Raw genomic sequence first — 16,073 nt, forward strand, 5'->3', positions numbered from 1 at the left:
TTGCGTCAGGAAGAGAGCTCACCTACCGTCCACCAGGACTCGAACCGATGAAGATCGCGATATTCGGCTCCTGCGTGAGCCGTGATTCCGTGGAATTCATGCCTGAAGCTGAGGTCGTGGCCTACGTGGCCAGGCACTCGGTGACGAGCCTCGAGTCTCCACATGGGGCAGCTGGAATCGATCTCAGCGATCTGACCTCCGCTTTCCAGAAGCGTATGGTCATCAGTGACCTCAGTGGGAGCGGCATTGAGAGGATCGTCAAGAACGCCGACGAACTCGAAATCGTCCTCCTCGACCTGGTCGATGAACGACGAGGATTCTGGAAGTTCCCCGACGGCACGACCATGACGAATTCACTTGAAATCGAGTCCTGTGGAGCCGCTCGCGCAGCGCGCTGCAGCGGTGCACGGCTAGTCGAATTCGGTACCGACGAGCATTTCAACGCCTGGAAATCGGGATACATCAAACTCATCGATGGTCTCAAAGGTGCGGGCCTGTCGGAGAAGACGATTCTGCTCGACATCGAGTGGGCGGGCGCCGTCGACGGTGCCCAGCACCCTCAAAGCGATAGTTTGGCGAAGTTGGGACGTAGTTGGCGACGACTGCACCGTGGTAGCCGAGAAGTAAGCCGCAGACTGACACGTGGACAAGGAGTTGCCGAAGCGTTAACTAGCTTGCGAAACGTTAGGCCTACGGAAGCAGAAGAGTACGCGGACAGGGCCGCCGCTGCCAATGCAGATTACGTCCGGTACCGCAACTTCGCCAAATCGAAAGTCAAGTCAACAGTCGTCAGGTCCAGTAGCCAAGTCCGGATCAGTAGAGATCACAAATGGGGGCCGCAACCGTTCCATTACCGAGACGAAGACTACCAATCAATTGTGCAGTGTGTTCGCAATCTTGTGGAAGGCGACGGAAATCCTAATCCGAGCACCACTCGATGATGGCGAGGCGCAGGGCTAGTAGCGACGAACTGCCCCTATCCGCCTACGTGACTTAGCGTGTTGACTAAGTTCGAAGCCAACTGGCGTGCTCTAGGTCCGATGTAGTATCGCTTGTTGTATCCGCTGATGAGCATATTTATCCTTTTGACGATTTACAGCGATATCGTGATGAATTTTGGGCATGAGCTGTCTCCCCGCCGAGGTCGGTATGCTGTGTCTATGATGTCGTTTTCTCAGCGCATGGGACTCAGCCCGGTGCGTACAGTGATTCAAAAGGACTCGCTTGACACTGAAACGCGCACGGCATTGTGGAACTTGGTTCACGCTACGCTAGATGTGTTGCGAACCTATAAGGATGACCTTTATGCGGATGAAGAGCTGGCGGCTTCAATTTGGGTCAATATTTTCAGCAAGCCGCGAGATGAGCAATCTTCCACTAGGCAAGTCTGGGTACTAGTCAAGGAGAGAATTCTTACGGGCGAATGGTTTGTTGTCTTGGACATGGTTGAATCATTTGTTCGCCAACTTAATCGGGTGCGGAGCGGAGAACTGTCTGGGGCAGCTGAAGCCGCCATAGACGAGTTTAATCATCGGTTTGAGCGCTTCCTGGTTGGATATAGATTTATAGAGCAACGGATTGTTCCGGTCGATGGAGATGTTGAGGTTGCTGCAATTGCATCTGCGACTGAACTCTCACGAGAGTTCAGTGGCGCACGCAGGCATCTCGAGCGCGCGGGTGAGTTGTTGGCGGATCGAAAGAACCCGGACTATTCGAACTCGGTGAAAGAATCAATTTCAGCTGTAGAGTCAATTGTAAAAATCATAACGAGCAAGAGCACGCTTGGTAGCGGATTGAAACAGTTGAAAGCCAAAGGTGTTGAGATACATCCAGCTCTTGAATCGTCCTGGGCGAAGATGTATGGATGGACATCAGATGCGGAAGGGGTTCGTCATGCAGCCATCGAGCGCTCGGAAGTCGACCAGCCTCTAGCCAAGTACATGCTGGTAGCATGCTCAGCTTTCGTTGCGTATTTAATTGAAACGGGCAGAAAGACTGTTGCGATCTGAGTCAGTATCCCAGAGACACTAGGTAGCGGAGGAAGTCGGCGAGGTCGTTGCCGGCCAGGGCGTTCTTGAGCGCCGGCATCGCCTCGGGGTCGAAATCGATGATGACCCTGCCGTCGTCCTCGCGACGCGAGTTCGTGGGCACCGTGACGACAGCGATGTCGTCAGGTTGCAGGGCGCGGAGGTTATTGGCGATCTTGCCGAGTTCGACCGTAGTCAGCTCCGCATTGTGCTTGATCCCCGCCGCGAAATGTCCGAGCACAGCTGCTCCCTTGTTCGGGTCCTTCACCAGTCCGCCGGACTTGAGCGCCTGGATGAGCGCCCGGACAACTGCACGCTGATTGCGGGTTCGTGTCTGGCCAGCATCATCGACCGGGTCGGCAGCGGTGAAGATTGTCGACGTCGCCCCATCGAGAGTGTTCGTCCCCTCAACGAAATCAGTTCCATCTGCGCCGAAAGCTGCACGGCTGTACACCGGGAGGCCGCCTAACTCGTCGATGACTCGGCCGAGTGCGTCTGACTCAATTTCGGCGATGTGATCGATGCGGATGCCGAGGAACTCCTCGGCCATAGCGACGACGACCGGCCAGCCGCCCTCGTCGGCGATCGTGCCGAACGTCTGTCCGGACTCGATCTGAGTCGAGGGATTGAACACGAGAACAGCGGCGAAGTCGCCCGCGGGCGGGACGTGGATGACCGCGAAGGTGTCACCTTGGCTCGACGACGATTGCGGGGTCGCCTCGGCGAGGTTTCCGGGATTCGTCACCCGAAGCATGAGGGTCCGGGCATCACCCTCGGTTGGTCGGATGTCTTCGGGTGGGAAGGCCGCCTCGGTGGGGATGGTCTTCGACGCGTCATCGAACTCGGCCCGGGCGGAGTTGAGGTCCTTGAGAGACCCGATGGCAGATACCACCTTCGTCAGCTTGGCCATGGCAGTCCCACTTTCTCTGTCCGGTGACACGGTGATGATCCCAATAATAACCGCGGGTGAGATCGGCTCGTGCACCGATCTCACCCGCGGTGAGGACTGCTGTGTATTGCTGGCCTGGCCAGCTGGGCTCAGCGGAGGCCGAAGAGCTTTCCGAGGCCGCTTCCGGACGACTGTGAGTCCGACTGCTTAGCCTCAGGCGCCTTCTCAGTCGGCTTGTCAGCGGGAGATTCGGCCGGCTTGACCGGCGGTGGGGGAGGGAACTCATCGGTGGCAGGCTCAGTCTTCGCGTCCACCGATGCTGTGCTCTCCGGGGCCTTCGGCGCGGGAGGGGCAGTCTCGTCAGCGGCTGGAGTCGGGGTCACCGACTCCGGGGCTTCCGGCTTCGGGGACGAGGTGTCGGCTTCCGGAGTCGGAGCCGCCTCGGTGACGGGTTCCGGTGCTTCGGTGGGGGCCTCAGCCTCGGCGGTGGTGTCCGCGGCATCGGTGGGGGCCGCCTCGGCGACGTTCTTGATCAGGGAGAGCTCGAACTCGAGCGTGATCTTGTCGCTGACGAGCACGCCACCGGAATCGAGCTTCGTATTCCAGGTCACGCCCCAGTCCTTGCGGTCGATGCGGCGGGAGCCCTCGAGGCCGGCGCGCAGGTTGCCGAAGGGATCGGACTCGACGCCGATGAGCTCGAGCGGGATGGACACGGTCTTCGTCATGTCACGGATCGTCAGATCACCGGTGACGATATACGAGCCCTCGTCCACCTCGTCGATGGCCGAGGAGACGAAGCGGATCTCCGGGTAGGCGTCGACGTCGAAGAAGTCCGCCGAGCGCAGGTGGGTGTCCCGGTCCGCGCTGCGGGTGTCGACGCTCGCAGTCTCGATGACGACGGTGGCGGTCGAATCCGAGAGATCCTCGGCGATGTCGGCCGAACCGGTGACATTGTTGAACGCTCCGCGCACACGGGAGACCATCGCGTGGCGAGTGGAGAAGCCCAGGCGAGAGTGGGAGGGGTCGATGTCCCAATGGCCCGTGAGCCCTGGCGTCTCTGTCATGGGGTCGCTCCTTCGGTTCCTCCGCACTCCTACGGGGAGGGCGTCGTCATCGGGGTGACCGCTCGGAATCCGAGCGATCGTTGAAATAACAAATGCCTACGTAGTCTTACACGCGAGGTCGGTTGCGTGCCACCTCGGTGGTGGTGCTTCGGGGTGCGCTAATGGGAGGTCCGCTTAGCCAGTGGTGATCAAGTATCTGTAGACAATCTAGCTCAAAGAGTCACAGGCTCCTCGACGGCAGACGCTTCGCCTGACCCGTCATTGCGTCGATTTCCATGGGAAGTAGAAGTCTCTGAACGTAGAAACGTTACCGGAAACTCTGACACCCGCAGCGCCCGCAGAGGGTGGCGCAATTCGACATTTGTCGTATTTGTACATCACTCCCTTCGACACGTGGCTGATGACGTTCGTCCCGAGGACTGTTTCAATGAATCAAACTCCTCGAAGGCGAGGAGTAGTAAACCACTCAAAGGGAGACCATCTCAATGTCCAACCTCAAAGTTGCGGTAGTCGGTGTCGGTTCGATGGGCAGCATGGCGCTGTGGCAGCTGGCCAAGGCCGGAATTGATGCAGTCGGTTTCGAACAATTTGGGCTTGCTCACGAACGGTCCGCCGCTGGTGGAGAGTCACGCATGTTCCGGACGGCGTACATGGAGGGTGCGGATTACGTACCCATGCTCAAAGCGTCTCGGAAGTTGTGGCAGGAGCTCGAAGCAGAAACTGGGCAAAGCCTGTTGAACCTCAACGGTGCACTCATGATTGGACCGAAGAGTGACGAGCGAATCGCCAACGTCATCCGCTCAGTCGAAGAGTTCGAGATTGATCACGAGGTACTTGATTCTGCCGAAGCGATGAAACGATATCCTCAGCATTGGCTCGATTCTGACGAGATTGCAGTCCTGGACCGCGAAGGTGGTGTCATCCGGCCGGAGATGGCGGTATTCACGGCAGCTGAACGTGCTGTTGAACTAGGTGCGCAACTTCGCGAAAATTGCCGCGTTGATTCGATTGTAGAGAGTGGTTCCGGGGTTCGAATCAACGCAGATGGCAAAGACGAAGAGTTTGACAAAGTGATAGTCACCACAGGGCCGTGGACTGCACGGGTATTTCCGCAGTTCGCTGACCACTTGGTACCTCGAAAGATAGTTATGACCTGGTATCTGTCCAAGAAGCTTGATGACTACTCATCCGAAAACTTCCCTGCATTTGGGCGTGTTGGCGGCGAGATTCAAACCTTTGGAATTCCAGCGCTCGAAGGCACGATGACGAAGATCGGTAGTGTGGCTACATTTGGCGATGTAGAAGTCCCTGAGGATCTGCATCGTGACGTCGATCTTGCCGAACTCGGAGCAATCAATCGTGAGGTTGCTCGGTGCCATCCAGGGTTGGAATCCACTCCCTCGAGGATTTCTGTTCACATGGATGCCTACACAACTGACGAACATGCGCTTGTAGGGCCAGTCCCTGGTAGCGACAAGGTGTTCGTATTGGGCGGCTATTCAGGACATGGGTTCAAACTTGCGCCAGTCATGGGCGAGATTGCTAAAGATCTGGCCGTGGACGGAGTCACGTCACACCCAATCGCTCACTTGGCACCCGAACGCTTCACAGTCTAATCCAATAAGTACTTATGGAGCCGAAGGGCTTGAGAACCAATGAAACGTCGACAGATTCTAGCTTCCGCTGCCGCTTTTGCGCTCAGTATTGCGGTTGGAGGATGTGCAACCAGCGATAACGATGGCGCATTGATTTTGCGGGTAGCGGGCCAAAACAACGACCACCACCCCAACACCACCGAGTTACGCAAAATGGCCCAAACCGTGGAGGAGGGCACGTCAGGGCGAGTCCGCATGGAGATCTATCCGAACAATCAGCTGGGCGACTACACGCTCATGTATGACGAAATCGGCCAAGGAACCATGCACATGGGGTTAATTTCCACCCCGACAAACCTCGACAATAGGCTCGAAATTCAGTTCTTGCCATACCTTTTCACCAACTACCAGGACGTCAACAGGTACTTCACTTTGGACTCGGTCCTAGGGAAGCAGATGCGCGAGATTCACGGGGAACAGGACATCGAACTGTTGGGGCTGTTCGCTGAGGGGTTTGGTGGCATAGCTACCAGCAAGCCCGCTTCCGAACCTGCAAAGATGGGCGTGGACAAGGATGTTGTACTCCGTGTTCCGGAAATTCCGATAACGGCCGGGCACACCAAATCTATGGGCTTCAGCACGGTATCAATGGCTTACGCCGACGTCTACCAGGGCCTTCAAACCGGAGCTGTCGACGGCTGGACCGGAGGGCACCCTTTGGTCAACTACCTTCAGTTCAAAGACGTCATAAGCCACTACTACCAGTACAACAACATGTTTGAGGCTACACATCTGTTAATTAATCGACCGACGTTTCAATCACTATCCAAGGCGGATCAGCAGGTTCTTCGGGACGCGGGTGAGACCTTAACGAAGAACAGCTTCGAGATCTCGAGTGAGGCTGAGGACACGTACCGCAAAAAGATGGCCGACGAAGGTATCGAAGTTGTGAACTTCGACGAAAAGGAATTGAAAGACTTCGCCAAATATGCTCAGCAGAACGCGTGGTCGGTTCTCAACGACCCGGGCCAGGTGGAGATGATCAAAGAGCTCGCTGATGAAATGGGTTTTGACTATTCACCGCCGAGTAGTTGAGAAAGGCTGGCAACCATGAAGAAGAAACTGCAAGCAACAGCGAAGTGGCTACTTGCAGCACAGCGGTGGATTTTGTTTATCTGTTGCGCACTAGTTGTCGTCGGCTTGTTCGCTCAGGTCATTCTGCGTTATGTACTAGGCACCACAATTCTGGGACTCAATGAACTCATCCTCATCCCAACCATATGGATGTACTTCATCGGTGCCTCGTACGCCAGTGCAGAAGGTACTCACATTTCGGCTGATGTCCTGCAAGCCTACCTACGTAGCGAGCGAACTAAACAGATCGTTCAGGTGATCGTATCCGCGATCAGTTTGGCCGTGGGGCTCATTCTAAGCTGGTGGGCATGTCTATATATACAACATAGCTTGGACCGGCCCGGGACAACTCCGGTGTTCGCCCTTCCGCTCATTATCGTGCAGTCGGCAGTCATCGTGGGCTTCATTCTCATGACCATGTACACTGCCGCCAATCTATATGTGGCGATAGCCAAACTCAAGGATAGCCAGGCTCCGTCCTCGCCGAAACACACCGGAACTGCACTCGATCACGAGTCGGAAGGGTGATCATCAATGTTGCTCATTGGGCTTATTCTTCTCATCGTTCTTCTGGCTCTTGGCGTTCCAGTCGTTTGGACCTTCCTCGGCGTCGCAGTGTTCCTTGTCATCTCGCTTGGGTACGACCCCAATTTCTTACTGCCGTACGGATACAGCCAACTGAACTCAACGCTGCTATTGGCAATCCCGATGTTTATCATTGCTGGCAAGCTCATCGAACGGGGCGGCGTCGGTGATGTCATCGTTAAGTGGGCGGAGGTGCTCCTTGGCCGGATCAAGGGTGGACTTGGAATAGCCTCTGTTCTAGCTAGTGCAGTATTCGGATCAATCTCCGGAAGCGCACTCGCCGCACTGTCGACAATCGGTTCGATCATGTTCGGCAAACTGCACAAAGCCGGCTACCCGCGCGGGTTTGCCGCTGCCCTCATGGCCAATGCGTCAATTCTCGGCCTGCTCATACCTCCGAGTGGCATCATGATTCTCTACGCCTGGTTGGCTAACGTGTCCGTGCTGGCGGCGTTTTTGTCCACGTTGATTCCTGGGCTCATACTTACGGTGATCCTTAGCATCGTCACGTTGGTCTATATGCGCTCGGAGTCTGCCAAGCGCGTCAGGGCTGGAGAACCTGATATCGTGCAACTGGATCCGGTTCCGTTCCCGCAAATGGCACGGCAATTTGGGCGCCGTACAGTCACCGGCATTCCTGCATTGGTATTGCCGGTGATCATCCTCGGCGGAATATACAGCGGCATTCTGACCACAGTCGAGGCAGCAGCGGTGGCCGCGATCTATACGATTCCAGTGGGCTTGTGGATCTACAAGCGGCTCAAAGTGCGAGACCTTAAGAATGTTTTCGTCGAAGGCGCTGCTACCACCGGCGTCGTGATGATTATGGCGTATTCGATGATGATTCTATCTCGAATCTTTACGATGGAAAGACTTCCAGACGCCATCAGTACCGTGTTGCTCTCAATCTCCGAGAGCCCTATAGTGCTCCTGCTGATGATCAACTTGTTTGTCATCATACTTGGAATGCTGATTGATGACGTGAGTGGAGTCTTGCTTGTCACACCCATTCTCTTGCCCGTCGCAATGGGCATCGGAGTGGATCCGATTCACTTCGCGGCGATCATCGGAGTTAACTTGGGGATGGCGAACGTGACGCCGCCGACTGCACCACTTCTATACTTCAGCTCTCAACTGGGCAAAGCGCCAGTGAACGAGATGATGAAGCCGACGTTGGTCATGATTGGGGTTGGGTGGATTCCGACTCTTGCATTGACGACTTATGTTCCCGAACTGTCTCTCTGGCTTCCGAAGGTGTTGCTCGGATATACACCTATGTGATGTTCACGGATCGATTCGGTCCATGAGGTGTATCCCCAAATGAACGAGCAACCGGTCTCGACCTGACTTGAGGTTGAGGCCAGTTGCTCGTTCGAACTGGTTGATGCGGTAGTAAATCGTCGCGCGGTGCAGATGTTGCTCGCGTGCAACATCCGATACGCTTCCGGCTAGATCAAGGTACGTCGTGATTGTTTTGATAATTTCATCGTTAATCTGTGCAAGGGTGTCTCGCAGGACTGTAGGTAGTCGAGACTTGGTAATTGCAGACGTCGCAACGAGGCCGAGGAGTGTCTCAAGTGCGTGGTCGTCCCAAACGATCACCGGATCATCTAGGTCCACGCCCATACTGACTGCGGAAATTGCTTCCAAGTATGAGATGTGTACTTCGTTGAGACTACGCAGACTTCCCACGCCAATACGCAAGTCTTCAAAATGACTCGAAAGTCGGCTGCGCATATAACGCCGTACTGATTCTAGGGAGTGCGAGAGGGCTGTCGCGGAATATTCCTCAGAGACTTCAAGCAGTCCAAAAGTATGCGTACTCCCATGCGCAGTCAGCATTCGGGGATGAAAGCGCCCAGTAGCCTGGAACCACGCAAGTCGAAGTTCCGCATGCTCTTGCTGATCAATTTCTTGTGAGTCTGGCCGCCCAATAGCAATCACAATCATCGGATTGTCCGAATGCAATAGACGATGAGAGATCAGCATTTCGGCAGTTGTCCTCCTGATGGTGGGGTCATCGGATACGAGATTGTGTAGATGGCGTTCAACGATGACACTGTCGGATGAACCGGCCGACGGTTGGAGGAGCGGCGCCAATCGGTTCGCAGCCTGCTGGCATGCGCGCTTATCGTCTTCGGAAAGTAGTGGGTGATGTGTAGTCCATAAGACTCCGATTAGTTCCTGCGATGATCTAATCGGAACTAGAAGCCTGTCATTGTCGAAACCGTGCTCGTGAAGCGCTGGAACGACAAGTGGCTCGTGAAGTGATGCCAAGTTCATAGACTTGACGTAGCCGAGGACGGGTTCCGGCAACTGCCGCTCTGTGATAGATTGCACGCGAATCTGATCTTCATCACTGAACCGATGAGTGCTGTGTGCAATGTAGTTTAGTGCCGCGTCATCGACGGCTACGCTGCGCTTAATACGTGAAGCAAGATCCTCAACGATGAGGTGAATAGGGTCGGCTATGAACATAAGTCGAATCTACCGTGATAGTGAACGGAGCGGACGGTATTGATCTTTCGACGTCAAACGAGTACCCGCTTGAATCCGGGTGGATGTTTCATGCGAGCAACCTTCAAAGTTCCTACCGGAGAAGGCTCCAATAGCGCGGAGGCCTGTCGATGACGGCTGGAATCTCGTCAGGACTAACCGTGGGCGGTTCCGGAAGTCCCTTAGTTTCGTTCGCTCGTTGGGGCCATCGTGTCAGTCGCTAGAAGGAGGTTTAACGGGAATAGCTGCTGAAGTCTGCCTGGGAGCATTTGCCTCTGTCACAATGACGTCGAAATGGCATTCAGGCATAGGTCAGCGGTCGACGTTGCCGGTGAGGACGCCGGCCAAGGTCAGGGCCATAGCGATGGCCAAAGCGATCGCCGAGGCGACGAAGGCCGCGGCGATGTGGTCGCTCAGGGCCGCGGCGACGAGGGCCGGCCCCACGATCTGACCGATGCTGTACCACGACGTCAGCTTCGCTGAGGCGTTCGCGACTCCCATCTGCGTGCCGACGCCGATCGTCATCATGACCACCCCGATGAACGTGAACCCGAAGAGGGCCGCAGCGATGATGAGGACGGCCGGTGTCGAGCCGAAGACCGCGAGCAGGGCACCGAAGACCTGCAGACAGTAGCAGGCAGTGAGCGCCTTGACCGTGCCGATGCGGGCGGCGACGGCCGACCAGGTGAGGGGAGAGGCTGCCGTGGCGATTCCGGCGATGAGCCACGTCGAGGCGGCCGCGGTGTCGCCAAAAACAGGGCCGGCGAGCACCACGAGGTAGGTGCCGATGATGATGTAGCCGCCGCCTTGGAAGAAGTAGCCGGTGGAGAGGATGGCCATGGCTCGGCGGCGGTTGGCGTCGAAGGGGGAGTCCGCCTCGGCGAGGGTGTCTGTGGCGTTGGGGTTGCTTGTCGCGGTTGGGGTGGTTGTGTCGGGTTTCGGGGAAGTGGCGGTCGTGTGTGGTGGGATTCGGGCCGGGATCGGCCACGTCCACGCGATGACGGAGAAGATGGCGGACACTGCCGCGCAGATGAGCCACAGCTGACGCCAGTCGGCGAAGCTGCCGGCGGCGAGGACGATGGCCCCGGAGACGAGGATGCCGAAGCCCACTCCGCCATACGAGATGCCGCCGTGGTGGGGCTTGCGGGAGTTCGCGGGGATCCGTTGGGTCACGCACACGAAGATGAGCCCCGAGGCGATTCCCGCGATCGTGCGGATGCTGCCCTGCCAGATGAGGTTCGGCGTCAGTGCCACCGCCGCCAGTCCCACGGTGGAGACGATGAGGCTGAGGCGGTAGATGAACCGGTTGGGTTCGACCCAGCCGCGGGCGATGACGGCAGTGCCGATGAAGTAGCCGACGTAGTTCAGCGTCGCGATCCACGCTCCGGGTGCCGAACTCCAGTGGAGGGCTGCGACCATGAGCGGCAGTGCCGGGGTGTAGAAGAACCGGCCCATGCCCATCGCCACCGACAGGCCGAGAGCCCCGCGGACGGGTGTGAGAGAGGGGCTGTTGGGGCGCTCGGGCACAGTTGGTCCTCTCTTCGGGCGGTTCTTCGGGTGGATGTTCGGGCGGCGGTGTCTCTGACCCTACGATGCCACGAGAACGGGGCGGCCGCCTCGGCGGGAGGGGATGCGGACATTTTGGGCTGTGTCGGTGGGGTGCGGCGGTTGTGGGATTGTGACTGTGGAAGTTGTTGTATCCGGGCGGACAGGGCAAAGTTATTTCCGTGAACATCAGAAGGAGTTTTCAGGGCGGCGTGCTGGCGCTCGCCCTCGTTCTGTCGGGGTGCTCGTGGTTCGATCCTGATGGTTCATCGCCGACCTCGGACCCGAGTCCCACTCCGACCGAATTCGAGCAGTCGAACGTCGACGCTTCAGGGGCAGCTGCCGATATCGCGGTTACCACGGACCAGACCGGTCCACATTTCACTGCCGACAACATCGGAGTCTCCTTCGAAGCCACCGATCTGGCCGACCCCCGGCTGGATCCGGCGAATTCCAACCTTGACGAGCAGCTGAAGGCACTCGGGTCGCCGGCGCTGCGGTTCGCCGGCAATGCGCTTGACCGGAGGACGTTCTGGACGTCGAAGGGGGAGAAGCCGAAGCACGGCGAACAGACCACCATCACCCCCGACGACCTCAAGAGGCTGAAGAAGCTCGTCGATGTCACCGGCTCCACCGTCACCCTCGGCGTTCCGCTGGGTACCTACGATCCGGAACGCGGAGCGGACATGGCCGCGCACGCGGTCGACATCCTCGGCGATTCCCTCATCGGTCTGGGGATCGGCAATGAACCGAACGGGTACACCGTCGACGATGTTCCCGGTGGTGCCGTGCGCGGCGACGATTGGAACGAGGGCAAATACGTCAAGCAGCTCGAAGCGTATGCCAAGGCCATTCATGCGAAGCGTCCCGAGGCGCCGATCATCGGTCCCGACGTCTACGACGGCGCATGGATGACGGCCTTCCTGGACTCTGGTGTGAAGAAGAAGACCGCGCTTTCGCAGCATTGGTACCAGCTCTACGACTGTGATTCTTCCTCGGTGCCTGGCAGGGGTCCGCAGGCGCCGAACCTTATCGAACCCATTGCGAAAGAAGCAGCGAAGAAGAACCTCGGCATCGGGAAATCCAAGGCCGATGCTGCGGGCCTGCCGCTGTGGCTCGAAGAGACCGGGCCGACGAGCTGCCCGGGCACGAACGACACCTCACTGACGAACGCCTCGGCGCTGTGGGCCGCCGACTACACGCTGTACGCGGCGACCCTGGGCGTCGAGCGCATGGCCATGCACTCGATGCTCGGAGCCTGCAAGGGCGGAGCCCCGATGTCGCTGATCTGCGATCCGGCCGACCGAGGGGACCGGTCGAATGAGTTTCAGGTGAGGCCGAACATGCTCGGGCTGCGGCTGCTGGTGCCGAGCGTTGGCGGACAGTTCACTAAGACTGCGGTGGCCGGCGGCGGGAACATGAGCGCCTACACGGTTTCGAAGAACGACGGCCGCACCCTGGTCACGACGGTGATCAACGCAAACGACGCGGCGAAGGTGGGTGGGAACCCGGTGACGGTCTCGATGCCTTCGGGGTTCAGTGTGTCGTCGGCGTCGCAGGTGTTCGGGGAGTCGAACGATGTGAAGAGTGCTACGCAGGTTGTGTCGGCGAACCCGCTGCCTGATGAGGTGCCTTTTAGCGGGGAGGGGGCATCGGGCACGGAGAGTGCGTCGGCTGGTGCGAGTGCGTCGCCGACGCCAAGCGGCGGTGTGGGCGATGACGGAAAGCTGCGGATCGACGTGGCTGGGAGCTCGGTGACGGTGTTTATTATGCGCAAGGGGTGAGGGGTGCACATACCTCCCACATGGCGGAAGACTGTACAGAGTGTGAAGTCCGATTCCCGCCAGCTGCATGGCCACCCGAAGAACTAGGCTCTGGCCATGATCAGCTCTCTGCCTGGCGCAGCAGCCTTTGACCCAAATGACATGCCGTGGGAAGTGACGCACGATGATGGTACGAAACCTGCGACTCTCGTCGGCACCCGGAGCCCTGGCGAAATTTTCTCCTATGCATTCTTCATTCCCGCTGGTGTCTACGACGGACCACACTCACACTCAGCCGCTGCCCATCTCCATGTAGCGGCTGGCGAACTGCAACTTGGATACGGTCCGGTGCTCGATCTCGGCGCTACCAGAACCTACCCATCGGGATCATTCCTATATGTAGCAGCAGGAGCCGCACACTTTGATGGCGCCGATGTGGATACTGTGATCGTTGGAACCGCAATCGGTCCTTGGAGCACTGAATAATGTGTAAGCTGCTTGGCTCGCAATCAGGATTCACGACACAGCCATGTCGGGATCGCGCCGACCACGACAGCCATCGCCTAAAATCAACGGCCCGTAATCAGCGAGGAGGCTGACCCGTGGCAACATCGACGACGTCCCAGCCCTTTAGCGGTGCCCCGTTCGACAATGCCTCGGTGGCCGGACGCTTGGCAGAACTGCCTGCAACCGCCGACGCCGAAGCGCTGACCGTGTCCACTGACCAAGGGGAGTTCACCGCTTTCCGAGCAACGCCCGCGCGCCCGAACCATGACCTCGGTGACGCGGTCCTTCTGCACGGGTGGCCGGAATTCGCCTCGTGCTGGGAGAAGACAGGGGCGCTGCTCCTCGAGCAGGGAATGGGTGTGTTCGCCTATGACCAACGAGGATATTCGCCGGGAGTGCGTCCGGAACCTGTGGGGGAGTACACGATCGCACATCTGGTCGCTGACCTCGACGAAGTCTCCCGCGCGGCGGGACTCGAACGCTTCCACCTCGTCGGTCATGATTGGGGCGGACTGGTCGCGTGGCCCTTTGCCGCGAACCACCCGCAGCGTCTGCACACCTGCACCATCGTGTCGACCCCGCACCCCAGAGCGCTGGGCAAACAGCTGAAGACGGACGACGATCAGCATGAACGCATGGGCTATATGCGGTCGATCCAAGACCACCCGGAGGGAGTGGCCCGAACATTGCTGCGCGATGACGGAAAGAAGCTGGTCAACCTCTACGGCGGCGCCGTCTCCGAAGATCTCGCAGCCTCCTATGTTGCGCGATTCAGTGAGCCAGGGGCCTTTCTGTCCGTGCTCAAGTACTACCAAGCGATGGATGGCCGCGATCGGACGCCGACCACTCCCATCACCGTGCCCACGAGCCTCATCTGGGGCAGCGAGGACATCGCCTTCTCCCGCGCGACCGCAGAACTCAGCGCTCGCTACGTCGAAGGGCCTTATCGTTTTGTCCCTCTCGAGGGCGCGTCTCACTGGCTCCCCGAATCACACCCGAACGACATCGCTTCCACGGTCATCAACCAGGCACGGGAACACGCGGCGAATTAGAGGCGTGCGATTCAGTTTAATGGTGTTGTGCACGTTTGTTCCGTATCGTCATATACATGGGCAGGCCACGATCTGACTACACTGAGCCTCTATCGGCAGACGAGCGTGCCTTCTTGCTTGAGGCCACCGATCTCACAGAAGAGGATCTGACTCCGCAGGCATATGAAGCTGCGCGCATCCAGATCGCTGAGGACCGGGCGCTTGCAGAGAAAGAGGCGCGTGACTCTGCTCTGACGATTGGCGAGGTGTGCGAACTGCTGGGACGGCAAGATGCCAGTATCCGCCGCTCGCAGTTGGCCGGTGACCTGTACGCCCTGCCCTCCAATAGCGGGCTCGCAACACTGTTTCCAGCTTGGCAGTTCGCAGGCAACCAGGTGGTTCCGGGGCTGCGCACAATCATCCCGAACTTTCCGCCATATGAGCATCCGCTGACTATTCAGCAGTTCATGACAGATGCGAACGATGAGCTGGACGGCAGGTCGCCGGTCGAGTGGCTGAACGCCGGACGTGCCGTCGAAACAGTGGCTTCGCTGGTTGCTGAGTTGGGTTACGAATGATCCTCGCTCGGTCGAGCCACCCGCACATGCCGCGAGTTCCAGTGACGTTTCCACCAGAATCCGTATACCAGCACACCGAAGCTTTGCGGCGAATACACACGACGTCGGGCTCCCGCCCGGACGATCGCGTTGCTGAACCTGACCGGAGATGAAAGCTCTGGGGAATTGAGTGCTGCCCCGCGGAGTCTCTGCAACACCGACCCTCTCCCGCGCTCTCGAGTGCGACGATGTTCGCGTCATGGCGATGGAAGTTGACATGGTTGACAGTACGACCGCGTGGAGACAGAATAGTTGACACAGTTGACATCACTTCAGGTGGAGGTCCGATCGTGAATTCACCGACCGCTGAGCAGCAACGGCGAGATGCGAATGAGCGTGCAATTCTTGAAGCCGTCCGGCGCGAGCTCGCCGAAGTTCCGGCGGCTGACCTGGAGAACGTCAAAGATGCCGAAGCACTCGGCTCCAAAATGGTCGCCATGGTTCCGCGGAGCGCGGGGGGCCAGCTAGGCAGAATCATCGGCCCTGTGTACTCCACGAAGGCTTTGATGACGATGTGGAAGATCACTCGTCAAGGTGTGAGTAAGAGGGTCAGTGATGGACGCCTTTTTGTGCTGACTGTTCAAGGTCGCACATTGTTTCCCGCGTTCCAGTTCGACGGCAAACGGGTTCGTGAAGACGTACTGCACCTCGTCGGCCTTCTGTGCGATTCAGCGGATCCGTTCACTATCGCACAGTGGCTTCGTACACCGCTGGGCGAAGCCGGGGACCGATCACCGCTTGAGCTGCTTGATGCTGGAGAGAATGCTCTGGCGGAGAACCTCGCCAAGTGCAGCGTCTCTCGTTGGTCTGCGTGAGTCGA

General features: G+C 58.2%; 15 protein-coding genes. 11 read left to right on the forward strand and 4 right to left on the reverse strand.

The annotated features are described in order from the left end of the window. Positions 1-47: 47 nt before the first annotated feature. Both L1F31_RS03165 and L1F31_RS03170 read left to right on the forward strand, forming a co-directional pair. The gene (locus tag L1F31_RS03165) at positions 48-941 is read left to right on the forward strand and encodes a DUF6270 domain-containing protein (RefSeq protein ID WP_265419241.1); all 894 of its coding nucleotides are present in this window, start codon (positions 48-50) and stop codon (positions 939-941) included. Between the two features lie 126 nt (positions 942-1,067). After that, positions 1,068-2,009 carry an AbiJ-NTD4 domain-containing protein gene (locus tag L1F31_RS03170; RefSeq protein ID WP_265419242.1) on the forward strand — a complete coding sequence of 314 codons (942 nt, stop codon included), beginning with the start codon at positions 1,068-1,070 and terminating at the stop codon, positions 2,007-2,009. Between the two features lies 1 nt (position 2,010). On the opposite strand, the gene L1F31_RS03175 is transcribed toward L1F31_RS03170, so the two are convergent. Beyond that, entirely contained in the window at positions 2,011-2,937 is a 927-nt protein-coding gene (locus L1F31_RS03175) for an LCP family protein (protein WP_265419243.1), read from the reverse strand. Between the two features lie 128 nt (positions 2,938-3,065). Further along, positions 3,066-3,980, reverse strand: coding sequence for a YceI family protein (locus tag L1F31_RS18960; protein WP_346732481.1), 915 nt, complete (start codon positions 3,978-3,980; stop codon positions 3,066-3,068). A 485-nt stretch (positions 3,981-4,465) separates the two neighbouring features. On the opposite strand from L1F31_RS18960, the gene solA reads away from it, so the two are divergent. Genes solA through L1F31_RS03200 form a run of 4 tightly spaced genes read left to right on the forward strand, consistent with a single transcriptional unit; the run spans position 4,466 to position 8,575 of the window. Beyond that, positions 4,466-5,596, forward strand: coding sequence for an N-methyl-L-tryptophan oxidase (solA, locus tag L1F31_RS03185; RefSeq protein ID WP_265419244.1), 1,131 nt, complete (start codon positions 4,466-4,468; stop codon positions 5,594-5,596). A 39-nt stretch (positions 5,597-5,635) separates the two neighbouring features. Further along, positions 5,636-6,670, forward strand: a complete 1,035-nt coding sequence (gene dctP / locus L1F31_RS03190; protein WP_265419245.1) for a TRAP transporter substrate-binding protein DctP — start codon at positions 5,636-5,638, stop codon at positions 6,668-6,670. A 15-nt stretch (positions 6,671-6,685) separates the two neighbouring features. Next, complete coding sequence (locus L1F31_RS03195; RefSeq protein WP_265419246.1) at positions 6,686-7,237, forward strand: TRAP transporter small permease; 552 nt, start codon at positions 6,686-6,688, stop codon at positions 7,235-7,237. Between the two features lie 6 nt (positions 7,238-7,243). After that, positions 7,244-8,575, forward strand: coding sequence for a TRAP transporter large permease (locus tag L1F31_RS03200; RefSeq protein ID WP_265419247.1), 1,332 nt, complete (start codon positions 7,244-7,246; stop codon positions 8,573-8,575). Between the two features lie 3 nt (positions 8,576-8,578). On the opposite strand, the gene L1F31_RS03205 is transcribed toward L1F31_RS03200, so the two are convergent. After that, the gene (locus tag L1F31_RS03205; protein WP_265419249.1) at positions 8,579-9,772 is read right to left on the reverse strand and encodes a PucR family transcriptional regulator; all 1,194 of its coding nucleotides are present in this window, start codon (positions 9,770-9,772) and stop codon (positions 8,579-8,581) included. Between the two features lie 330 nt (positions 9,773-10,102). Further along, positions 10,103-11,317, reverse strand: a complete 1,215-nt coding sequence (locus tag L1F31_RS03210) for a YbfB/YjiJ family MFS transporter (protein ID WP_265419250.1) — start codon at positions 11,315-11,317, stop codon at positions 10,103-10,105. Positions 11,318-11,517: 200 nt separating this feature from the next. Between L1F31_RS03210 and L1F31_RS03215 the strand changes: the two genes are divergently transcribed. The 5 genes from L1F31_RS03215 to L1F31_RS03235 all read left to right on the forward strand — a co-directional run bounded on the left by L1F31_RS03215 (position 11,518) and on the right by L1F31_RS03235 (position 16,068). Then, the gene (locus tag L1F31_RS03215) at positions 11,518-13,119 is read left to right on the forward strand and encodes a hypothetical protein (RefSeq protein ID WP_265419251.1); all 1,602 of its coding nucleotides are present in this window, start codon (positions 11,518-11,520) and stop codon (positions 13,117-13,119) included. Positions 13,120-13,215: 96 nt separating this feature from the next. Beyond that, entirely contained in the window at positions 13,216-13,584 is a 369-nt protein-coding gene (locus L1F31_RS03220) for a cupin domain-containing protein (protein ID WP_265419253.1), read from the forward strand. A gap of 116 nt (positions 13,585-13,700) precedes the next feature. Next, entirely contained in the window at positions 13,701-14,657 is a 957-nt protein-coding gene (locus L1F31_RS03225) for an alpha/beta fold hydrolase (protein ID WP_265419254.1), read from the forward strand. 113 nt (positions 14,658-14,770) lie between these two features. Next, positions 14,771-15,214, forward strand: coding sequence for a hypothetical protein (locus L1F31_RS03230; protein ID WP_265419255.1), 444 nt, complete (start codon positions 14,771-14,773; stop codon positions 15,212-15,214). 329 nt (positions 15,215-15,543) lie between these two features. Beyond that, the gene (locus tag L1F31_RS03235; RefSeq protein WP_265419257.1) at positions 15,544-16,068 is read left to right on the forward strand and encodes a hypothetical protein; all 525 of its coding nucleotides are present in this window, start codon (positions 15,544-15,546) and stop codon (positions 16,066-16,068) included. The last annotated feature ends 5 nt before the right edge of the window (positions 16,069-16,073 follow it).

This window comes from Brevibacterium spongiae (assembly GCF_026168515.1).
GTDB classification, from domain to species: Bacteria; Actinomycetota; Actinomycetes; order Actinomycetales; family Brevibacteriaceae; genus Brevibacterium; species Brevibacterium spongiae.

Coding starts and splice junctions, on each gene's coding strand:
- solA (WP_265419244.1), top strand. CDS start 4,466: ATGTCCAACCTCAAAGTTGCGGTAGTCGGTGTCGGTTCGATGGGCAGC.
- L1F31_RS03170 (WP_265419242.1), top strand. CDS start 1,068: ATGAGCATATTTATCCTTTTGACGATTTACAGCGATATCGTGATGAAT.
- L1F31_RS03175 (WP_265419243.1), bottom strand. CDS start 2,937: ATGGCCAAGCTGACGAAGGTGGTATCTGCCATCGGGTCTCTCAAGGAC.
- dctP (WP_265419245.1), top strand. CDS start 5,636: ATGAAACGTCGACAGATTCTAGCTTCCGCTGCCGCTTTTGCGCTCAGT.
- L1F31_RS03195 (WP_265419246.1), top strand. CDS start 6,686: ATGAAGAAGAAACTGCAAGCAACAGCGAAGTGGCTACTTGCAGCACAG.
- L1F31_RS18960 (WP_346732481.1), bottom strand. CDS start 3,980: ATGACAGAGACGCCAGGGCTCACGGGCCATTGGGACATCGACCCCTCC.
- L1F31_RS03165 (WP_265419241.1), top strand. CDS start 48: ATGAAGATCGCGATATTCGGCTCCTGCGTGAGCCGTGATTCCGTGGAA.
- L1F31_RS03205 (WP_265419249.1), bottom strand. CDS start 9,772: ATGTTCATAGCCGACCCTATTCACCTCATCGTTGAGGATCTTGCTTCA.
- L1F31_RS03200 (WP_265419247.1), top strand. CDS start 7,244: ATGTTGCTCATTGGGCTTATTCTTCTCATCGTTCTTCTGGCTCTTGGC.
- L1F31_RS03220 (WP_265419253.1), top strand. CDS start 13,216: ATGATCAGCTCTCTGCCTGGCGCAGCAGCCTTTGACCCAAATGACATG.